This is a genomic window from Brevundimonas sp. (assembly GCF_044336875.1).
In the GTDB taxonomy this organism is placed as follows: domain Bacteria; phylum Pseudomonadota; class Alphaproteobacteria; order Caulobacterales; family Caulobacteraceae; genus Brevundimonas.
In genome coordinates, this window is record NZ_JBIIOP010000001.1 from 461452 (window position 1) to 478289 (window position 16838).

The following is a 16838-nucleotide window of genomic DNA, read 5'->3' on the forward strand; positions in this document are numbered from 1 at the left end:
TTGGGCATTCAGGCTGAATGACGCCATCCATCGCCTTCGTCGGAGCCGGACCGACGACCCTCTACACCCTGGCGGCCTTTCTCGCCGAAGGCCGGCGCGAGGTCGCCGTCACCATCTTCGAACAACAGCGCACCGCCGGCCTCGGCACGCCCTATCGGCCGGGCTGGAACGACCCCGCCATGCTGGCCAACATCGCCAGCTTCGAGATACCGCCGCTGAACGAGACCCTGGCGGATTGGCTGGAGCGTAAATCTCCGTCCGAGCGGGCGGCTCTGGGCGTCGCGCCCGAAGAGGTGAACGACCGGGCCTTTCTGCCCCGCGTCACCCTGGGGCGGTATTTCGCCGAACAGTTCGACGTCCTCGTCGCCGAGGCGCGAACGGCCGGCGTCGACCTCGAGGTGCGCACGGCCTGCCGCGTGATCGACGCCGTCAATCTCGACGCCGGGGTTCGTCTGACGATCGCCCCGCACCTCGGTTTCGTCACCGACGAGACCTTCGACCATGTCGTGCTGGCGACCGGCCATCAGTGGCCGTCCGAGCCGGAAGTTCGGCCCGGCTATTTTCTGACGCCCTGGCCCGCCTCCAACCTGTCCGCCCTGCCCCCGACCCCGGTCGGGATCCGGGGCTCGTCCCTGACCGCCATCGACGCCGCCGTCGCCCTGGCCATCCGCCACGGCGACTTCGTCGCAGGCGAGGATGGCGACCTGACCTATGTCCCTCACCCCGGGACCGAGGCGTTCGACCTGACCATGATGTCGCGCAAGGGGCTCCTTCCCGAGGCCGACTTCTACTTTCCCCTGCCGTACACGCCGCTGTCGATCTGCACGAGCGAGGCCGTCGCGGGCCTCGTCGAGTCGGGCGGCGACGCTCTGCTCGACGCCGCCTTCGACCTGTTTCGAGGAGAGCTGATCCTGGCGGACCCAGCCTATGCCCGCGCCGTCTCTCTGGCCGAGGCTACGGTGGAGTCCTTCGGCGAGACCTATTTCGCCGACCGGGCCGCCGCCGATCCTTTCGACTGGGCCCAGGCCAATCTCGAGGAGGCGCGCCGCAATCACGCCGCCGAGATCACCGTGCCGTGGCGATACGCCATCCTCAGGATGCACGAGGTCATCGGCGCGATCGCGCCGCATCTGGACGCCGCGCAGTTCGACCGGTTCGAGCGCCATCTCAAGCCGGTGTTCGTCGACGACTACGGCGCCGTGCCGCACGCCTCGATCGCCCGTCTGCTGGCGCTCCACCGCGCCGGCAAGCTGCAGGTCCTGGCCCTGGGCGACGACTACCGGCTCGACACCCAGCCCGCCGAAGGCTGCGGCGGCGCCGTCGTACGCGAAGGCGTGCGCCGTCATTTCCCCGTCTTCATCGAGGCCACGGGCCAGAAGCCCCTGTCCGCGAGCGCCTTCCCATTCCCGTCTCTTCTGGCGCAGGGCGTCATCACCGACGCCGCGCCCGGGGACGCGTCCACGGCGGTGCGCGGCGTAGCCCTCGATGACGAATTCCATCCCGTCGCGGACCATGTCCCCGCCGACCGGCTGTTCTGCCTGAGCCTGCCCTTCCTGATGGGGCGCCACCCCTTCGTCCAGGGCATCACCAGTTCGCATGACCGCGGCGCGATCGTCGGCGCCGCCCTGGCGCAGGCGGTCGGCAGGGCGGTCGATCACCCGGCAGGGACACGACCGACGGCGGAGGCGGCCTGACCATGAAGCTGTTCGCGATCTACATTGGCGGCGAGCACCCTGGCGCCAATATCGAGGTGCACGACATGCGCTTCATCGCCGCCCCGAGCCTGCAGGACACCTATGCGGAGCTGAAGCGCCAGTGGTGGGGACGCCCCGGCAGTCTGCACGTCGACTGCTGGTCCGAGATCAGCCACGCCGACGGCTATGCGGTGACGCTTCGCCCCGAGCCCTTTGGCGGCGAAGAGAAGCTCTTCTACGTCAATCTCGGCGGCTACGACGGCGTGGACTTCGCCGAGAAGCACCGCAACGTCTTCGTCGTCGCCGACAGCCTGACGCGAGCCAAGACCCGCGCGATCCGGCGGGCCAAGGATTGGATCGCGCCCCATAGAGACGAGATCTACGAGGCCGAGCAGGCCTTCAGTCTGGCTGAGGCCGCAAAGCTCCAGGCCCTGCATATCCACCTGACGCCGATCATCGAAGCTCAGGACGCGCCCTTCGCGTGCGAGTATCTCCCGCTTCGCTGATCCCGTCCCTAGTTCGGCCGCCTCATCGACGGAGACCTCATGTCTGATCCCACCGCGGAAGTGATCGTGGTCGGCGCCGGCCCCGCCGGCCTCACGGCGGCCCTGTATCTGGCGCGTTACCGTCGCCAGTGCCTGGTGCTTCATGATGGGACCAGCCGGGCGCTCCGCATTCCCCGCTCGCACAACACCCCAGGTTTCCCGGAGGGAATCTCCGGCGAGGAACTGATCGGGCGCCTAGCCGTGCAGGCGCGCCAGGCCGGAGCCGAGATCCTGGATCGCCATATCGCGACCGCTCGATTGACAGAGGGCGGTTTCGTACTCAGTGATGCCCAAGGCGACGAGTGGAGCGCACGGGCGTTGATCTTCGCCACCGGCGTCGAGGATGTCGGGCCGGGCCTGTCCAGAACGGTCGAAGACGAGGCGTTGCGAAACGGGGTGCTTCGCTATTGTCCGATCTGCGACGGCCGTGAGGCTGTCGGCCGCGCCATCGCCGTGCTGGGCGGCGACGATCATGGGGCGGCCGAAGCCCTGTTCGTGCGCCGCTATTCCGACGCTGTGACCCTGCTCGCGCTCGAAACGCCAGCGTTCGGACCCGGAGTTATAGAACAGTTGGATGCAGCGGGGATCCTGATCGAGCCTTCCCCGGCGCGGGAGATTGCGCCCGGCGCAGTGGATGTAGTCGTCGGACTACAGGACGGTCGGCGTCTGACGTTCGATGTTCTGTATCCCGCACTTGGGTCCAAACCGCGGAGCGTCTTGCCGCTGTCGCTGGGCGTGCCCGACGGGGTCGCCGGCAAGGTCGAGGCGGGCGCACCCCTCGGGGGGCCACGCCCCGGGATCTTCGTCGCTGGCGATGTCGTCGAGGGACTCGATCAGATCAGCGTCGCCTTCGGACACGGCGCTCTCGCCGCCACCCGTGCGCATAATTATCTGCGTGGTCTCGACGCAGAAACCCTGACTCCGGCGGGATGATTCGGAATACCGGCGCCGAGACTGGAGATGGTGACGGTGTGGCTCAGGTTCGCATCTTGCGTGCCGGCCGCGCCACATATGTCCACTATCGGACATTCGTGGGGAACATCGCTGATCACACGCGGTTGAGGCTCTGCGCAAGAGCACCCAAGAGTTTGATGATGCCGTCCTATGAGATCTCTGTCCTTCGTGACGGAGAGACCAAACCCTTGGAGGTCGCTCGCGCCATCCACGCGAACGAGGTCCTGCCCTTGGTCGAAAGCTTGCGCGCCAAGCATCCGGCCTTCGACCGGATCTCGGTCACCGCATCGGACATCTTGCTGTTCACGGTGGACCGGAAAAACGATCCGTAACCGCAGCCCCGTCGCGCCTCTCCCTGACGAGCGGCCCGAGAGGAGCGCTTCGCCTTCTTGCCCCTGAGTTTTGACGGGAGGCCGCAGCCTGTGCTCTAGCCTGACCATGCCGATGAGACACGATTCCGGAAGCCCTCTCTGGGGCTCGCCCAAGCCCATTCGCCGGCGCACCTCCCACATGCGGTTCATCGTCAAGGTTATGGCCGGCGCCGGCGTCTTCGCTCTAGCCGTCGCCGCCGTTCGGATAGGTATCGGCTTCACGGCTTAGCGGCGCGCTCAGCCTTGGATTGACACACGAAGTCGCAGAAACTTCGCGACTTAGCCGGCCTCGTCCGCCCTCGCCCTTGCGTAATATCCCGTAGTCGCTAGGCAAGACGACCTCCTCTGGTCGCCCGAGCACACGCATGACTTCGTCCCAAGCCCGCTCCCCCGCTCCGCGTTCCCGGGTGGAGGCATGGGCCGCCGTCGGCCTGGCGGCCGTGCTGCTCTTCTTCCTGGTCAGCGGCGTCGTCGCCTTCGCCAATATCCAGGCGCTGAAGGAGAACAGCGCCCGGGTGCGCCAGACCCATACGCTGCTCGTCGCGTCCGACGCCGTGACCGCCGCCGCGCGTGACGCCGAGACCGGCCAACGCGGCTATCTGCTGACCGGCGCCGACGCCTATCTCGAACCCTACGCCGCCGCGCGCGACACTCTTGACGCCCGGCTCGACGAGCTCGCCGCCCTGGTCGAGGGCGACCCGGTGCAGCAGGCCGCCATGCTCCGCCTCCGACGCCATGCGGCCGAGAAGATGAGCGAGCTCGAGGAGACGATCGCGCTTCGGCGCGACCGCGGCCGCGAAGCCGCCATCGCCGTCGTCGAGACCGACCGCGGCAAGCTGGCCATGGACAATATCCGCGCCCAGGCCGCAGCCATTCGCGCCGAAGGGGTTCGCCAGCGTGAAGCCCGTCTCGTCGAAATGGACGCGGCCTACCGGACAGCCACGGTCGGAGGCGTCCTCACCGCCCTGCTCGGCGCCGTCCTCACTGTCGCGGTCTTCCTGCTGATCCAACGCAGCGCCCGCGCCCGCGCCCGCCAGGAATGGCTGCAGGCGGGCCAGGTCGGCCTCGCCGACGCCATGAGCGGCGACAAGACGGTGGAGGAACTGGCGGACAGCGTCCTGGGCTTCCTGGCGACCTATGTGGGCGCTCAGGCCGGGGTCCTATACAAGGGCGAGGCTGGACGGTTCCGGCGCGCCGCGACCTTGGGCGTTCCGGACGACGCCCCTACGCCGGCGAGCTTCCGTCTCAAGGAAGGCCTCCTCGGTCAGGTGGCGGCCGAAGGCCGGGCGCAGGTGCTCACCGACGTGCCCGAGGATTATCTGACCATTGGCTCGGCGCTGGTCCGGGGACGTCCACGCCACCTGCTCATCGCCCCAGCCCGCGCCGATGCGGACGTAAACGGGGTGATCGAACTCGGCTTCCTCCATCCGCCCACCCCCGACCTGCTCGTCCTGATCGACGAGGCTTCCGCCGGAATCGGCGTTGCGCTGCGGTCGGCCCGCTACCGGGTCCAGTTGCAGGACGCCCTGGAGGAGACCCAGCGCCAGGCCGAAGAACTGCAGGTGCAGAGCGAGGAATTGCGGGTCTCCAACGAAGAGCTGGAGGAGCAGAGCCGGGCGCTCAGGGAATCCCAGGTCCGGCTGGAGCAGCAGCAGGTCGAGCTGGAACAGACAAACAGCCAGCTTGAAGAACAGGCTCAGATGCTGGAGACACATCGCGACGACCTCGAGCGGGCCGGCGCCGCTCTCGAGCGCAAGGCCCAGGATCTGGAACAGGCCAGCCAGTACAAGTCCGACTTCCTGGCCAACATGTCTCACGAACTGCGCACGCCGCTGAACTCGATGCTGATCCTGTCGAAGCTGCTCGGCGATGATGCGGACGACCGGCTCAGCGAGGAGCAGGTTCATTACGCCCGGACCATCCATTCCTCGGGCGAGGACCTGCTGAACCTGATCAACGACATCCTCGACCTGTCCAAGATCGAGGCCGGCCATGTCCAGGTGCGGGCCGAAGACGTGGTGGTGGCGCGCCTCGCGGCCGATCTGCGCCGGACCTTCGAGCCTGTCGCGGCTGATCGCGGCCTCGCCTTCGCCGTGGAGATCGATGCGGAGACGCCGGAGCTGCTCGAGACCGACCGCCAACGCCTCGAACAGATCCTCAAAAACCTGCTCTCGAACGCCATCAAGTTCACGGAAAGCGGCGAAGTGCGCCTGACGATCCGTCCGGACGGCGGCGGTCTCGCCTTCGCCGTCAAGGACACCGGGATCGGCATTTCTCCCGAGCATCAGTCCGCCATTTTCGAAGCCTTCCAGCAGGCCGACGGGGCGATCAGCCGACGCTATGGCGGGACCGGACTGGGCCTGTCGATCTCGCGCGAGCTGACCCGACTGCTCGCCGGCGGCCTCGGCCTCGATAGCCAGCCGGGCAAGGGCAGCACCTTCACCCTGACCCTGCCTTTGGTCTTCGATCCGGCCGATGTCGCGGCGCGGCCGGCGGCTGTCGCGGCCCCCGCCCACACGCAGGCTCGTCCGAACGCCGTTCCCGCGCCGGCCGCGCCCTCGACGCGCCTGCGCGCCGTTGAGGACGATCGCGACCGGCTGGCGGAGGCGAGGCGCGTGCTGCTCGTCATCGAGGATGATGATCGCTTCGCCGGCATCATCCGCGATCTTTCGCGCGAGATGGGGTTCCAGAGCCTGGTGGCGACCACCGCCGAAGAGGCGCTCGATCTGGCGGCCCGACATCGGCCGAGCGCCATCGTCCTCGACGTCGGTCTTCCCGATCAATCCGGCCTCGCCGTGCTCGATCGGCTCAAACACGACGACGCAACCCGCCACATTCCCATCCATATCGTCTCGGGCGAAGATCATGCCCAGACGGCGCTCGCCCTCGGCGCGCTCGGCTACACCATGAAGCCGGTCAAGCGCGAGGAGCTGGCTGAGGTCCTGCACGGGCTGGAAGCGGCTCTGGACCGGACCCTGCGGCGGGTCCTGGTGGTCGAGGACGATCTGGTTCAGCGCGAAGCCGTCGAGGCCCTGCTCGCCTCGCCCCAGGTCGAGATCACGGGCGTCGGCACCGCCGCCGACTGTCTCGAGGCTCTGAAAGCGGAGACCTACGACTGCATGGTCCTGGATCTCGCCCTGCCCGACGCCTCCGGCTTCGCCCTCCTCGACACACTCAGCCGCGACGGGGCCCACAGTTTCCCGCCGGTCATCGTCTATACCGGCAAGGACCTGACCCCGGATCAGGAACAGCAGCTTCGCCGCCACTCCAGCTCGATCATCATCAAGGGCGCCAAGTCGCCCGAGCGGCTGCTCGACGAAGTCTCCCTCTTCCTGCACCAGGTGGTGTCGGACCTGCCCCCGGAGCAGCAGAAGCTGATCCGCAAGGCCCGCAACCGCGACGCCGCGCTCGAAGGCCGGCGCATCCTCATCGTCGAGGACGACGTGCGCAACGTCTACTCCCTGACCCATGTGCTCGAGCCGCGCGGCGCCCTCGTCGAAATCGCCCGCAACGGGCAGGAGGCGATCGACGCCCTGGCCGCCTCCGCCCAGGATCCTGCCCGCGCGATCGATCTCGTTTTGATGGATGTGATGATGCCGGTGATGGATGGGCTGACGGCCGTCTCGACCATCCGCAAGGAGGACCGATGGGCCAAGCTGCCGATCGTCATGCTGACGGCGAAGGCCATGCCGGATGATCAGGAACGCTGTCTCGAGGCCGGCGCTAACGACTACATGGCCAAGCCCATAGACGTCGACAAGCTCCTGTCGCTCGTACGGGTCTGGATGCCGCGTTAATGCCGGACAGCGTCGAGGATCTGGAAATCCAGCTTCTGCTGGAGGCCTTGTTCCAGCATTACCACTACGACTTCCGCCACTACGCGCGGGCGTCGATCAAGCGTCGCCTCATCCAGGCGCGCGATCAGCTGGGCTATTCAAACCTGTCCGCCCTGCAGGCCGCTGTCCTGCATGATCCCGAGATGCTGCCACGCCTACTCGGCTATCTGACGGTTCAGGTCAGCGAGATGTTTCGGGACCCGAGCTATTTTCGAGCCCTGCGCGAAACCGTCCTGCCTCACCTGCGGACCTGGCCGTCGCTGAAGGTGTGGATCGCCGGCTGCAGCCACGGCGAGGAGGTCTATTCGATGGCCATCCTGTTCAAGGAGGAAGGCCTCTACGACCGCACCCTCTTCTACGCCACCGACATCAATCCTGACGCGCTCAGGGCCGCCGAGGCGGGCGTCTATCCGCTCGACCGGATCCGCCAATTCACCGAGAACCATCAGCGCTCCGGCGGCCGATCCTCCCTGTCCGACTATTACAGAGCCGACTACGGCCGCGCCGTCTTCGATCAATCGCTGCGCAGCCGGATCGTCTTCTCCGACCACAGTCTGGTGACGGACGCCGTCTTCGCCGAGATGCAGTTGGTCTCGTGCCGCAATGTGATGATCTATTTCGACCGCGACCTACAGGACCGCGCGATCGGCCTCTTCGCCGACGCCTTGCCGCGCGGCGGCTTCCTCGGCCTCGGCGCCAAGGAGAGCCTACGCTTTTCCACCCACGTCTCCGCCTTCGACGAATACGTCAGGCAGGACAAGATCTATCGCAAGCGGACCGCATGACCGACGCCCTCCCACCGCTCGTGGTGATCGGCGCATCGGCCGGCGCCGTTCAGGCCTTGCTGACCCTCCTGGAGCCCCTGCCCCCGACGGAGCGTTTCGCCGTCCTCATCACCGTCCATGTGCCGCCGGACCGAAGCAATTCCCTCGTCCCTCTTCTGGCCGCCCGGTGCGCCCTGCCGGTCAAGGAAGCTGAGGACAAGGAGGCGATCCGCCCCGGCGTCGTCTATTTCGCCCCCTCGGATTACCATCTTCTCGTCGAACAGGACGGGCATCTCGCCCTGTCGTCCGACGAACTGGTCAACTACGCCCGCCCCGCCATCGACGTGCTGTTCGACAGCGCCGCCGACGCTGGCGCTCCAAGCCTCACCGGCATCATCCTCACCGGGGCCAACGAGGACGGCGCCGCCGGACTGGCCGCCATAGTCCGCGCCGGCGGCGAGGCCCTCGTCGAGGCTCCGGTGTCGGCCTACGCCCGGACCATGCCCGAGGCCGCTCTAGCCGCCTGCCCCCAAGCCGCCGTCCTGGACCTCGTCGGGATCGCCCAACATCTTCAGGAGCGGGCCCGTTGATCCCGAACGACACCCCTACCCCCATTCTCCTGGTTGACGATCTGGACGAGAACCTTCTGGCGCTTGAAGCCCTTCTGCGAGCGGAGGGGCTGACCTTCCTCAAGGCGCGCTCGGGCGACGAGGCCCTCGAACTGCTTCTGGAGCATGACGTCGCCCTGGCCCTGCTGGACGTGCAGATGCCGGGCATGGACGGGTTTCAGCTCGCCGAGTTCATGCGCGGCAGTTCGCGCACCCGTCATGTGCCCATCGTCTTCGTCACTGCGGGAAGCGCAGACCGCCAACGCCGCTTCCGCGGCTACGAGGCCGGAGCCGTGGACTTCATCCAGAAGCCGATCGAGGCCGATGTCCTGCGCGGCAAGACCGAGGTCTTCGTCGATCTCTATCGGCAGCGGCTGCAGATCCAGGCCCAGCGCGACGCTCTGGAAGCCTACGCCGCGACCCTGATGGCGTCGGATAGACGCAAGAACGAGTTTCTCGCCGTTCTCGGCCACGAGTTGCGCAATCCGATCATGGCGTTTCGTGCAGGCCTTCAGCTTCTCGACCGCGAGGCCGACGCCGATCGCGCCGGCCTTATCCGCGAGCGCATGGCCACCCAGGTCCTGCACCTGTCGCGCCTGATCGAGGATCTGCTCGACGTCTCGCGCATCGATCAGGGCAAGATCGCCCTTCGTCTTGAGCGGGTCTCGCTCGGCGCCATTCTGGACTCCGCCCTGGACACCAGCAGACCGAGGATCGAGGCGGCGCAGCACAGCCTGACCCTGGACCTGCCCCAGACCCCGGCCTGGGTGTCTGCAGACTTTACGCGTCTGTCTCAGGTGGTCAGCAATCTGCTGACGAACGCCGCCAAATATACGCCTCCCGGCGGTGAGATCGGATTGAGCGTCCACCTCTCACCGGACGTCGCCGAGATCGTGGTCAGCGACAATGGAGTGGGCATCCCCCTGGAGTCACAGGCCAGCATCTTCGACCTCTACACCCAGCTGCCGGGCCCCGACTCCCGGTCCGCCGAAGGCCTCGGCATCGGCTTGGCCTTGGTGCGTCAGTTGGTCGAGTTGCACCACGGCACTATCGCCGTGCACAGCGACGGCCCCAATCTGGGCAGTCGCTTCACATTGCGCCTTCCTCTCTCGCTCTGATCCGCATCCTGATGGATGCAGTCAGACGCCTGGCTCAGGCCGCGGCGCAGCGGGCCGCAATCCGCAGCCTCAGTTGCTGGCGGATCGCCACGCCATCCAGATGGGTCAGGACCGCGCGTCCATAACCTTCGGCGGCCAGACCGGCCGTGCCCGCCCCGATGACGGCGACGTCGCATTCAAGAGGTTCAGCATGATCGCCTCCCGCACCCGTCATTGGCTGTAGGCGACCGTGGTCATCAGGGCGTTCTCGGCCTGGCGGGAATCCAGTCGACGGTGCTGGACGACGATGGGCTGGTCGGAGCGGATCAAACTGGCGTAGTCGGTGTGGCGCGGCACCGGCTCCGAATCCGTCAGATCATTGAAACGGACATGACGGGTCCGGCGGGCGCCGACCTCGACCACATAGAGGCCTGCCGGCTCTCGGTCGGTGAAATAGACGGTGATCTCGACACGAGCCGGGATATCGCCGGGACTGAGAAGGCAGGCGGTCTCGTGGAGGAGCATGGCCGGTTCAGGCCCGGTGCTCGCGCCGGGAATATAGCCCTCGGCGATGGCCCAGAGATGTCGTCCTACGGTCATGGGATGGGTCCGTATCCGTGGCTTGAGCGCCTCAACAATGCCAGGTCCCGCCGGGCGTTCCGTTCAGAACCCAATCGATCACGGCGCGTTGGCCCAGCTCACAGACGATGACGAGCGCGTATTCCGGGCTCATTCGAGAGCCTGAATGCCTGATACGACCCGACGCGACGGTTTCCTTCCCCTCGACGCCTATACCGCCCTCGGCGACGGCCGCGCGGTCGCCCTCTCCGGGGCCGACGGCTCCCTCGACTGGTGGTGCGTGCCCAATATGGACTCGCCCCCCTTGTTCGACCGGTTGCTCAGTCCCCAGGACGGGGGGCGGTTCTCGATCACGCCGGTCGAACCCTTCACCGTCGAATGCGCCTACCGGCCCGGATCGAACGTCCACGAAACGGTCTTCACCACCGTGTCAGGCCGCGCCCGCCTGACGGAATCCCTGAACAGCGGTCCGGCCGGGCGGCTGCCGTGGGAGGAGCTGGCGCGCCGGCTCGAAGGCCTCGAAGGACGGGTCGAGTTTCGCGTCGAGATCATGTTTGGCGACCGCGCCGGGACGATCAGCCCCTTTCTGGCCGACAACGCCAACGCCACGGTTTTTCACGCCGGCCCCGTGCTCGGTCTGATCCGGCTGAGCGACGGCGTGACGATCGAGACGAAGGATGATCGCAGGGTCGCCGGTCGCGTGGTCGTCTGCGCAGGCGAGCGCGAGGTGCTCGCAATCATCGCCGGCGCCGACGAACCCCTCGTCTGCCCGGCCATCGCGGAGATCGACAACCGGATCGACGTCTCGGACGCGGAATGGCGCACCTGGAGCGACCGGGTGGCCTGGGCCGGGCCACACCCAGAGACGCTCATCCGCAGCGCCCTGGCGCTCAAGATCCTGCTGTATTCGCCGTCGGGCGCGATCGTCGCCGCCCCGACCACCTCCCTCCCCGAGCGGATCGGCGGCGACAAGAACTGGGACTACCGCTACGCCTGGGTTCGAGACGCCGGCTATACGATCAAGGCCTTCCTCGCCATCGGCGCCCAGGCGGAGGCAAAGGCCGCCTTTACCTGGCTGGTCGGCCGTGTCGCCGAACACGGTTGCCGGGTTCTGTTCACCCTGGACGGCGATGTGGTCGAGCCGGTCCGCGAGATCGACGTGCCCGGTTATCGCGGCTCGCGCCCGGTCCGTGTCGGCAATGACGCCGCAGCCCAGCATCAGCACGGGGTCTATGGCGACCTGTTCGAGGTCGCCTGGCGGTTCGTCGACAAGGGCAATATTCTGGACGACCGGACGGCGGACGTTCTCTCACGCCTCGCCGACGACTGCGCCGACGGCTGGCGCAGGCCCGACGCCGGCATCTGGGAACTGCCCGAGACCCGCCACTACACCATGTCCAAGATCAGTTGCTGGCAGGCGCTGGACCGCGCGGTGCGACTGGCGGACGCCGGCCATATCCCGACTACCTGTCGGGACCGGTGGGCGCGCGAGGCGCAGCGTGTCGCCGACTGGGTCGAGGCGGAATGCTGGTCGGACGCGCTTCAGACCTACGTCGCCTGGCCCGGCTCTACCGAAATCGACGCCTCGCTCGCCCTGGGCGTTCGGTTCGGCTACGGACCGCCCGCGCGTCAGCGCGCGACCTTGGACGCCATCGACAAGGCCCTGGGCGCCGGTCCCTATCACTATCGACTGACGATCACGCGCGATGAAGAAGGATGTTTCCTGGCCTGCAGCTTCTGGATGGTCGAGGCCCGCGTCCACCTGGGTCAGCGCGCCCGGGCCGAGGCCGATTTCCGCGCCCTGATCACCTCTCTGGACCGCGAAGGCGTCTATCCGGAGATGATCGACCCCGATACCGGCGAGTGGCTCGGCAATCTGCCTCAGGGCCTGACCCATCTGGCCATCGTCCACTGTATCGCCGCGCTCGCCGAGGCATGAGATCAGGGGCCGGTCGAACGACCGACCCCTTCATCGTTCAGGCGACGCCCGCGCCGCCGGTGACGCCGAAGACTTCGCCGGTGATGTAGCTGCCCTCCTGAGAGGCCAGAAGAACATAGACCGGCGCGATCTCGACCGGCTGGCCGGGGCGCCCGAAGGCGCTCTGCTCGCCGAACTTGGTCACCTTGTCGTCGGGCTGTCCGCCGGACGACTGCAGCACGGTCCAGAACGGACCCGGCACCACGACATTGGCGCGAACGCCCTTCTCGATCAGCTGTTTGGACAGGGCCTTGGTATAGGCCACGATGCCCGCCTTGGTGGTGGCGTAGTCCAGCAGGATGGCGGACGGATCATAGGCCTGGATCGAGGCCGTGGTGATCACCGAGGCGCCGGCCGGCAGGTGCGGAACCGCCGCCTGGGCGATCCAGTGCAGGGCGTAGAGATTGGTCTTCAGCGTCTTGTCAAAATCCTCGCTGGAGACCTCGGCGATCGTGTCGCGATACTGCTGGCGTCCGGCGTTGACGACCAGGATGTCCAGACCGCCCAGTTCAGCGACGGCCTTCTCGACCAGTTCGCGCGACCAGGCTTCATCGGTCACATCGCCCGGCAGGGCCACGGCCTTGCGCCCCTCGGCCTCGATTAGGGCGATGACCTCGGCAGCGTCCTTTTCCTCTGACGGCAGATAGGAGAGGGCCACATCGGCGCCTTCGCGGGCATAGGCGATGGCGGCGGCCCGGCCGATGCCGGAGTCTGCCCCGGTGATCAGAGCCTTGCGCCCCGTCAGCTTGCCGGACCCCGTGTAGCTGGTCTCGCCGTGATCCGGCTCGGGATCCATCTTCGCCGCCAGGCCAGGAACTGGTTGCGGCTGCTTGGGAAATGGCGGCTTCGGATATTGTTCGCGGGGATCTTGCAGGGTCAGGCGGTCGGCCATGACGTCTCCTCTTGCTCGGGGGTGTCCCTAGACAACTCGACCTGTTGGGAGCCGTTCCCCCCTTTTGCGTCGGACCCGAGGAGATCCCGTCGCACGGCGTCGGAGCGGGCTGCGGAGCCAAACCGCCAGACCGAGCGTTGGCGTGCCGATGAGCGCTTTCGCCCATTCCCGTCTTCGCCGCGAGCGCGCCTACGGGCGAGATCTGGGCCGCGCCTTCGCGGGCCGCCCTTGTCGTCAGCATCCCTCTCCTGATGACCATGGAAATGGGGGAACAGAGCGTGATGATGGAGCGCTGGCGACTGCTGACCTTTGTCCTCGCCGGCCTGCCCCTCCTTTACGGCCTGGCCTATTACGCCGGATTCTCGTGCGGTAACGCGAAACAACCCCCCGCTAAGACGGGGCTGCATACGTCGCTGATTGGAAGGGCGTAGCCCCCTAGAGACCGACCTTGGCGTTATCGCCCATCTCGGGCGCGCCGCCGGTCAGCAACGCCTTGGCCATCTTGACCAGGGCGACCGCCTTGCCGGGGCTGTCCCACAACTCGCCACGCTCAGGCGTGACCGTCAGCAGACGGATCGTCGGATCGTTCGCGTCTTCCCACCAAGCTTCGTCCGACTTGGTCCAGAGTTCCGAAATCTTGATGCGGTCGTTGCTCAGCGACGCCGTGCCGCTGATCAGGACATATTTGTAGTTCCCGTTGTCCGCCCATGCGCAGGACACCTTGGGAAACTGATCGACCTGGCCGTTCTTTTCGCCCGCCTCGTCGACCAGGAAATACAGGCTGTGCTCGTCCTTGCGGACCCGTGCCGACAGCGGCCGGCTGTGCTGCTCGTCGCCGTCCCACGTGGTGAACATGCAGATGTCAATCTTCTCTGCGAGTTCCCAGATCCGATCGCGCACCTCCTGGGGCGGAGCGGGATTATCGTCTTGCGGTTCTTTCATGGCGATCTCCTCTAACCAATCAGGGGAACAACGCCGTGAACGTACGGACGTTGCCAAGCGAGTGCCGCACAGGGCTTACCCGACGCCTCGCATAGGAGCTTGGCGACGAAGCGAGCCTCGCCGGGTTGTGTTTTCATGGTCGACTGTGTGAGGCGGCACGCTTGCCCGACCTTCGAGATTGACGAGGTCGAAGCCAATCGCGCCATCGAACATGGCATCTGTCGTCTCCTTGAGGGTCGCTATGCGAACACCCTTGCGCGCACCGGTTCCTGGCCGACGATGTGTGTCGAGCCGTCAATCGACCCGCTTGACCGATACTGGATCGCTGGCGGGAAAGGTCTCCTCAACCCCCTCGTCGAGGAGCCGCTCCTGGCGGTCCTCGTCCTCGTGTTCCCGGCGCGCATGATCCTGCAGACTGTCCTCGCCCTCGGCCGGACCGCCCGGCGTAGGGCCCGCTTCGGCGCCGGTCTGCGCAGCGGCATTGAGAATGGCGCGCTGTTCGGGATGCTCGTCGGGTTGGGGTTTCGGATCGAACAGGACCTCGTCGGCCTTGGGCGTCTTCGAAGGATCGGTCATCGCGGTCTCCTGGGGTTACTCTAAGACAAACTGCTGGACTTCAAACCGTTCCCTCGCCCGACACGGCATCGAGTTTATGAAGCTCGCGTGCGGCGCCTCGCCCCTGCCTGCTTGAAATGGCTGTATCTGGGCGTCCGCTAAATCGTCATCACCGATCCACTGTCGACGCGCATATTCGCGCCGTTGATGAAGCTCGCGCGTTCAGAACAGAGGAAGACAATCATGTCCGCCACTTCTTCAGCGCGTCCACGGCGTTTCAACGCCATGCCCGGTCGCTCCTCTTCGAGAAAGCTCTCGATGGCCCGCTCGACGTCAACACCCCGCTCTTCGGCCCGCTTGGCCATCATCTTGTCCGTCATCGGCGTGGCGATGAAGGCCGGTGAAACCGTGTTCACCAGGATATTGTCCGGGCCGTACGCCTTGGAAAGTCCCTTGGCGAGGTTGATGATCCCGGCCTTCGACGCACAATAGGCAAGCTCGTCGACATAGGGCTGCACCCCGTCCTCTGAGCCGATCAGGACTACGCGGCCCCAACCCTTGGCGCGCATCGCGGGGATCGCCGCTCGCGCCGTGCGCACCGCGCCCATCAGATTGATGTCGAGCGTCTCGAGCCAGCCTTTGTCGTCGACCTCGAGGAAGTCGCCGGTGGCTCCGGTGACCCCCGCGCAGTTGACGAGAATATCCGGGTCGCCCACTTGGTCGCGCACAGCCGAGAACAGGGCCGTTACAGAAACGCCATCCGTCACATCCGCTTCAACGCCCACCACCTCCCCCAACGCCGACAGCTCGGCGACCGTACGATCAAGCTCGCCGCCGGCCTTGTCGCTGATCGCCACCCGGACCCCAGCCTCAAGCAGTCGACGCGCCGTCTCTTTGCCGATGCCGCTGTCTGCGCCTGTCACGAGCGCAATCCGATCTGAGATGTCCAGGTTCATGGAAGGCCTTTCCGTTTGGAGGTGCTCAATCAAGCCGTGTCCGCTCTGAGGGTTCCCCGGAACGGATCGCTTCAGGGCGTCTTGGACATTCATGGCCCCACCCGTCCCAGCCCAAGCCCGCGCGGTCCTCGATCGCCTTGCCGCCCTCAAGCCGACCGCCGCCGAGCCTTCGTCGGACCGCATCTGGCTCGCAGATTTTCGCGCCCAGACAGCCGCCTTGGCCGGCCTATCGGAGCCGCCGGACGAAACCATACACGTGCGCCACATTGCGCTTCCGGACGGCCTGCTCCTGCGTCTCTTCGAACCGACGAGACGAAGGCCGGGCGTCCTGCTGCACATGCGTGGTGGAGGCGGGATCGCAGGAACCCTCGACGGACACGACGCAGCCCTGCGCGGCCTCGCTGCAGCGACGGAGCGCGTTGTTGTCGCGCCGGACTATCGCCTGGCGCCGGACGCGCCTTTTCCGGCCCAGCTGGACGACGGGCTCGCCGCCCTTCGTTGGCTTCAGGACCAGTCCGCCGCCAGACCCTGGGTGACGGTGGCAGAACCCGTTTTTGTTTCCGGGGACAGTATCGGAGGCGCGCTTGCCGCCGCGCTCGCCCAGACGGCGACGACGGCCTTTCTGAAGCTATCCGGTCAGGTCCTGCTCTATCCAAACACCGACCTCCGCGCCGACGCGACATGGTCCAGCCGCCGAAGTCATGATGGCAAAATCATCGCCTTGAATGACCTCGAACGCCAAATCCGCCTCTATCTAGGAGCCACGTCCCGCGACGACCCTCGCGCCTCGCCATTTCTGGCTCCGAGTCTTGAAGGCGGGGTACCGGCGCTTGTTGTGACCTGCGGCTTGGACCCTCTTTGCGATGAGGGCACGGCCTATGCACTGCGCCTTCGGGACGCGGGTGTGGCGACTTCCATAGATCATTACCCCGGGGCCCTGCACGGCGTGTTGCAGATGAGCGGGTGGACAGATCAGACAGCAACGCTTCTCTCACGTTTGCGGGTTTGGTTGGACAGGCAGACCGCCGGTTGATTGGGCCGCCTCGCACCGCCGAGCGGTCGAAGGG

At 66.6% G+C, this 16838-nt stretch carries 17 protein-coding genes; 11 read left to right on the plus strand and 6 right to left on the minus strand.

The features are described 5' to 3' along the window. Positions 1–17 precede the first annotated feature (17 nt). From ACIQ1T_RS02235 to ACIQ1T_RS02270, 8 genes are all read left to right on the plus strand, one after another. Positions 18–1694, plus strand: coding sequence for an FAD/NAD(P)-binding protein (locus ACIQ1T_RS02235; RefSeq protein ID WP_395942857.1), 1677 nt, complete (start codon positions 18–20; stop codon positions 1692–1694). Positions 1695–1696: 2 nt separating this feature from the next. Beyond that, entirely contained in the window at positions 1697–2200 is a 504-nt protein-coding gene (locus ACIQ1T_RS02240; protein ID WP_395942858.1) for a DUF1543 domain-containing protein, read from the plus strand. 39 nt (positions 2201–2239) lie between these two features. Continuing rightward, on the plus strand, positions 2240–3172 hold the full coding sequence (locus tag ACIQ1T_RS02245) for an NAD(P)/FAD-dependent oxidoreductase (RefSeq protein WP_395942859.1): 933 nt from the start codon (positions 2240–2242) through the stop codon (positions 3170–3172). Between the two features lie 155 nt (positions 3173–3327). Then, positions 3328–3525: a hypothetical protein gene (locus ACIQ1T_RS02250; RefSeq protein ID WP_395942860.1), complete on the plus strand. Its 198-nt coding sequence runs from the start codon at positions 3328–3330 to the stop codon at positions 3523–3525. 404 nt (positions 3526–3929) lie between these two features. Then, positions 3930–7361 carry a response regulator gene (locus ACIQ1T_RS02255; RefSeq protein WP_395942861.1) on the plus strand — a complete coding sequence of 1144 codons (3432 nt, stop codon included), beginning with the start codon at positions 3930–3932 and terminating at the stop codon, positions 7359–7361. Then, positions 7361–8185, plus strand: a complete 825-nt coding sequence (locus ACIQ1T_RS02260) for a CheR family methyltransferase (RefSeq protein ID WP_395942862.1) — start codon at positions 7361–7363, stop codon at positions 8183–8185. Before ACIQ1T_RS02255 ends, ACIQ1T_RS02260 begins: the two co-directional genes overlap by 1 nt. Then, positions 8182–8754 carry a chemotaxis protein CheB gene (locus ACIQ1T_RS02265; RefSeq protein WP_395942863.1) on the plus strand — a complete coding sequence of 191 codons (573 nt, stop codon included), beginning with the start codon at positions 8182–8184 and terminating at the stop codon, positions 8752–8754. The genes ACIQ1T_RS02260 and ACIQ1T_RS02265 overlap by 4 nt, the downstream gene beginning before the upstream one ends. Beyond that, positions 8751–9890, plus strand: coding sequence for an ATP-binding protein (locus tag ACIQ1T_RS02270; protein ID WP_395942864.1), 1140 nt, complete (start codon positions 8751–8753; stop codon positions 9888–9890). The genes ACIQ1T_RS02265 and ACIQ1T_RS02270 overlap by 4 nt, the downstream gene beginning before the upstream one ends. 34 nt (positions 9891–9924) lie before the next feature. On the opposite strand, the gene ACIQ1T_RS02275 is transcribed toward ACIQ1T_RS02270, so the two are convergent. Continuing rightward, entirely contained in the window at positions 9925–10104 is a 180-nt protein-coding gene (locus ACIQ1T_RS02275; RefSeq protein ID WP_395942865.1) for a hypothetical protein, read from the minus strand. Continuing rightward, complete coding sequence (locus tag ACIQ1T_RS02280) at positions 10101–10469, minus strand: sensory rhodopsin transducer (RefSeq protein WP_395942866.1); 369 nt, start codon at positions 10467–10469, stop codon at positions 10101–10103. Before ACIQ1T_RS02280 ends, ACIQ1T_RS02275 begins: the two co-directional genes overlap by 4 nt. A 145-nt stretch (positions 10470–10614) precedes the next feature. Between ACIQ1T_RS02280 and ACIQ1T_RS02285 the strand changes: the two genes are divergently transcribed. Next, positions 10615–12387 (plus strand): glycoside hydrolase family 15 protein, encoded by a 1773-nt coding sequence (locus tag ACIQ1T_RS02285; RefSeq protein ID WP_395942867.1) that lies wholly within the window; start codon positions 10615–10617, stop codon positions 12385–12387. Between the two features lie 37 nt (positions 12388–12424). Here the strand turns inward: ACIQ1T_RS02285 and ACIQ1T_RS02290 are convergent, their stop codons facing one another. Next, complete coding sequence (locus ACIQ1T_RS02290) at positions 12425–13318, minus strand: SDR family oxidoreductase (RefSeq protein ID WP_395942868.1); 894 nt, start codon at positions 13316–13318, stop codon at positions 12425–12427. Between the two features lie 281 nt (positions 13319–13599). On the opposite strand from ACIQ1T_RS02290, the gene ACIQ1T_RS02295 reads away from it, so the two are divergent. Further along, positions 13600–13749: a hypothetical protein gene (locus ACIQ1T_RS02295; RefSeq protein WP_395943110.1), complete on the plus strand. Its 150-nt coding sequence runs from the start codon at positions 13600–13602 to the stop codon at positions 13747–13749. 4 nt (positions 13750–13753) lie between these two features. Here the strand turns inward: ACIQ1T_RS02295 and ACIQ1T_RS02300 are convergent, their stop codons facing one another. From ACIQ1T_RS02300 to ACIQ1T_RS02310, 3 genes are all read right to left on the minus strand, one after another. Further along, positions 13754–14260 (minus strand): pyridoxamine 5'-phosphate oxidase family protein, encoded by a 507-nt coding sequence (locus ACIQ1T_RS02300; protein WP_395942869.1) that lies wholly within the window; start codon positions 14258–14260, stop codon positions 13754–13756. Positions 14261–14554: 294 nt separating this feature from the next. Then, entirely contained in the window at positions 14555–14836 is a 282-nt protein-coding gene (locus ACIQ1T_RS02305; RefSeq protein ID WP_395942870.1) for a hypothetical protein, read from the minus strand. A gap of 137 nt (positions 14837–14973) precedes the next feature. Continuing rightward, positions 14974–15771, minus strand: coding sequence for an SDR family NAD(P)-dependent oxidoreductase (locus ACIQ1T_RS02310; protein WP_395942871.1), 798 nt, complete (start codon positions 15769–15771; stop codon positions 14974–14976). Between the two features lie 91 nt (positions 15772–15862). Here ACIQ1T_RS02310 and ACIQ1T_RS02315 point away from each other — a divergent pair, with 91 nt between their 5' ends. Continuing rightward, on the plus strand, positions 15863–16804 hold the full coding sequence (locus ACIQ1T_RS02315; RefSeq protein WP_395942872.1) for an alpha/beta hydrolase: 942 nt from the start codon (positions 15863–15865) through the stop codon (positions 16802–16804). The last annotated feature ends 34 nt before the right edge of the window (positions 16805–16838 follow it).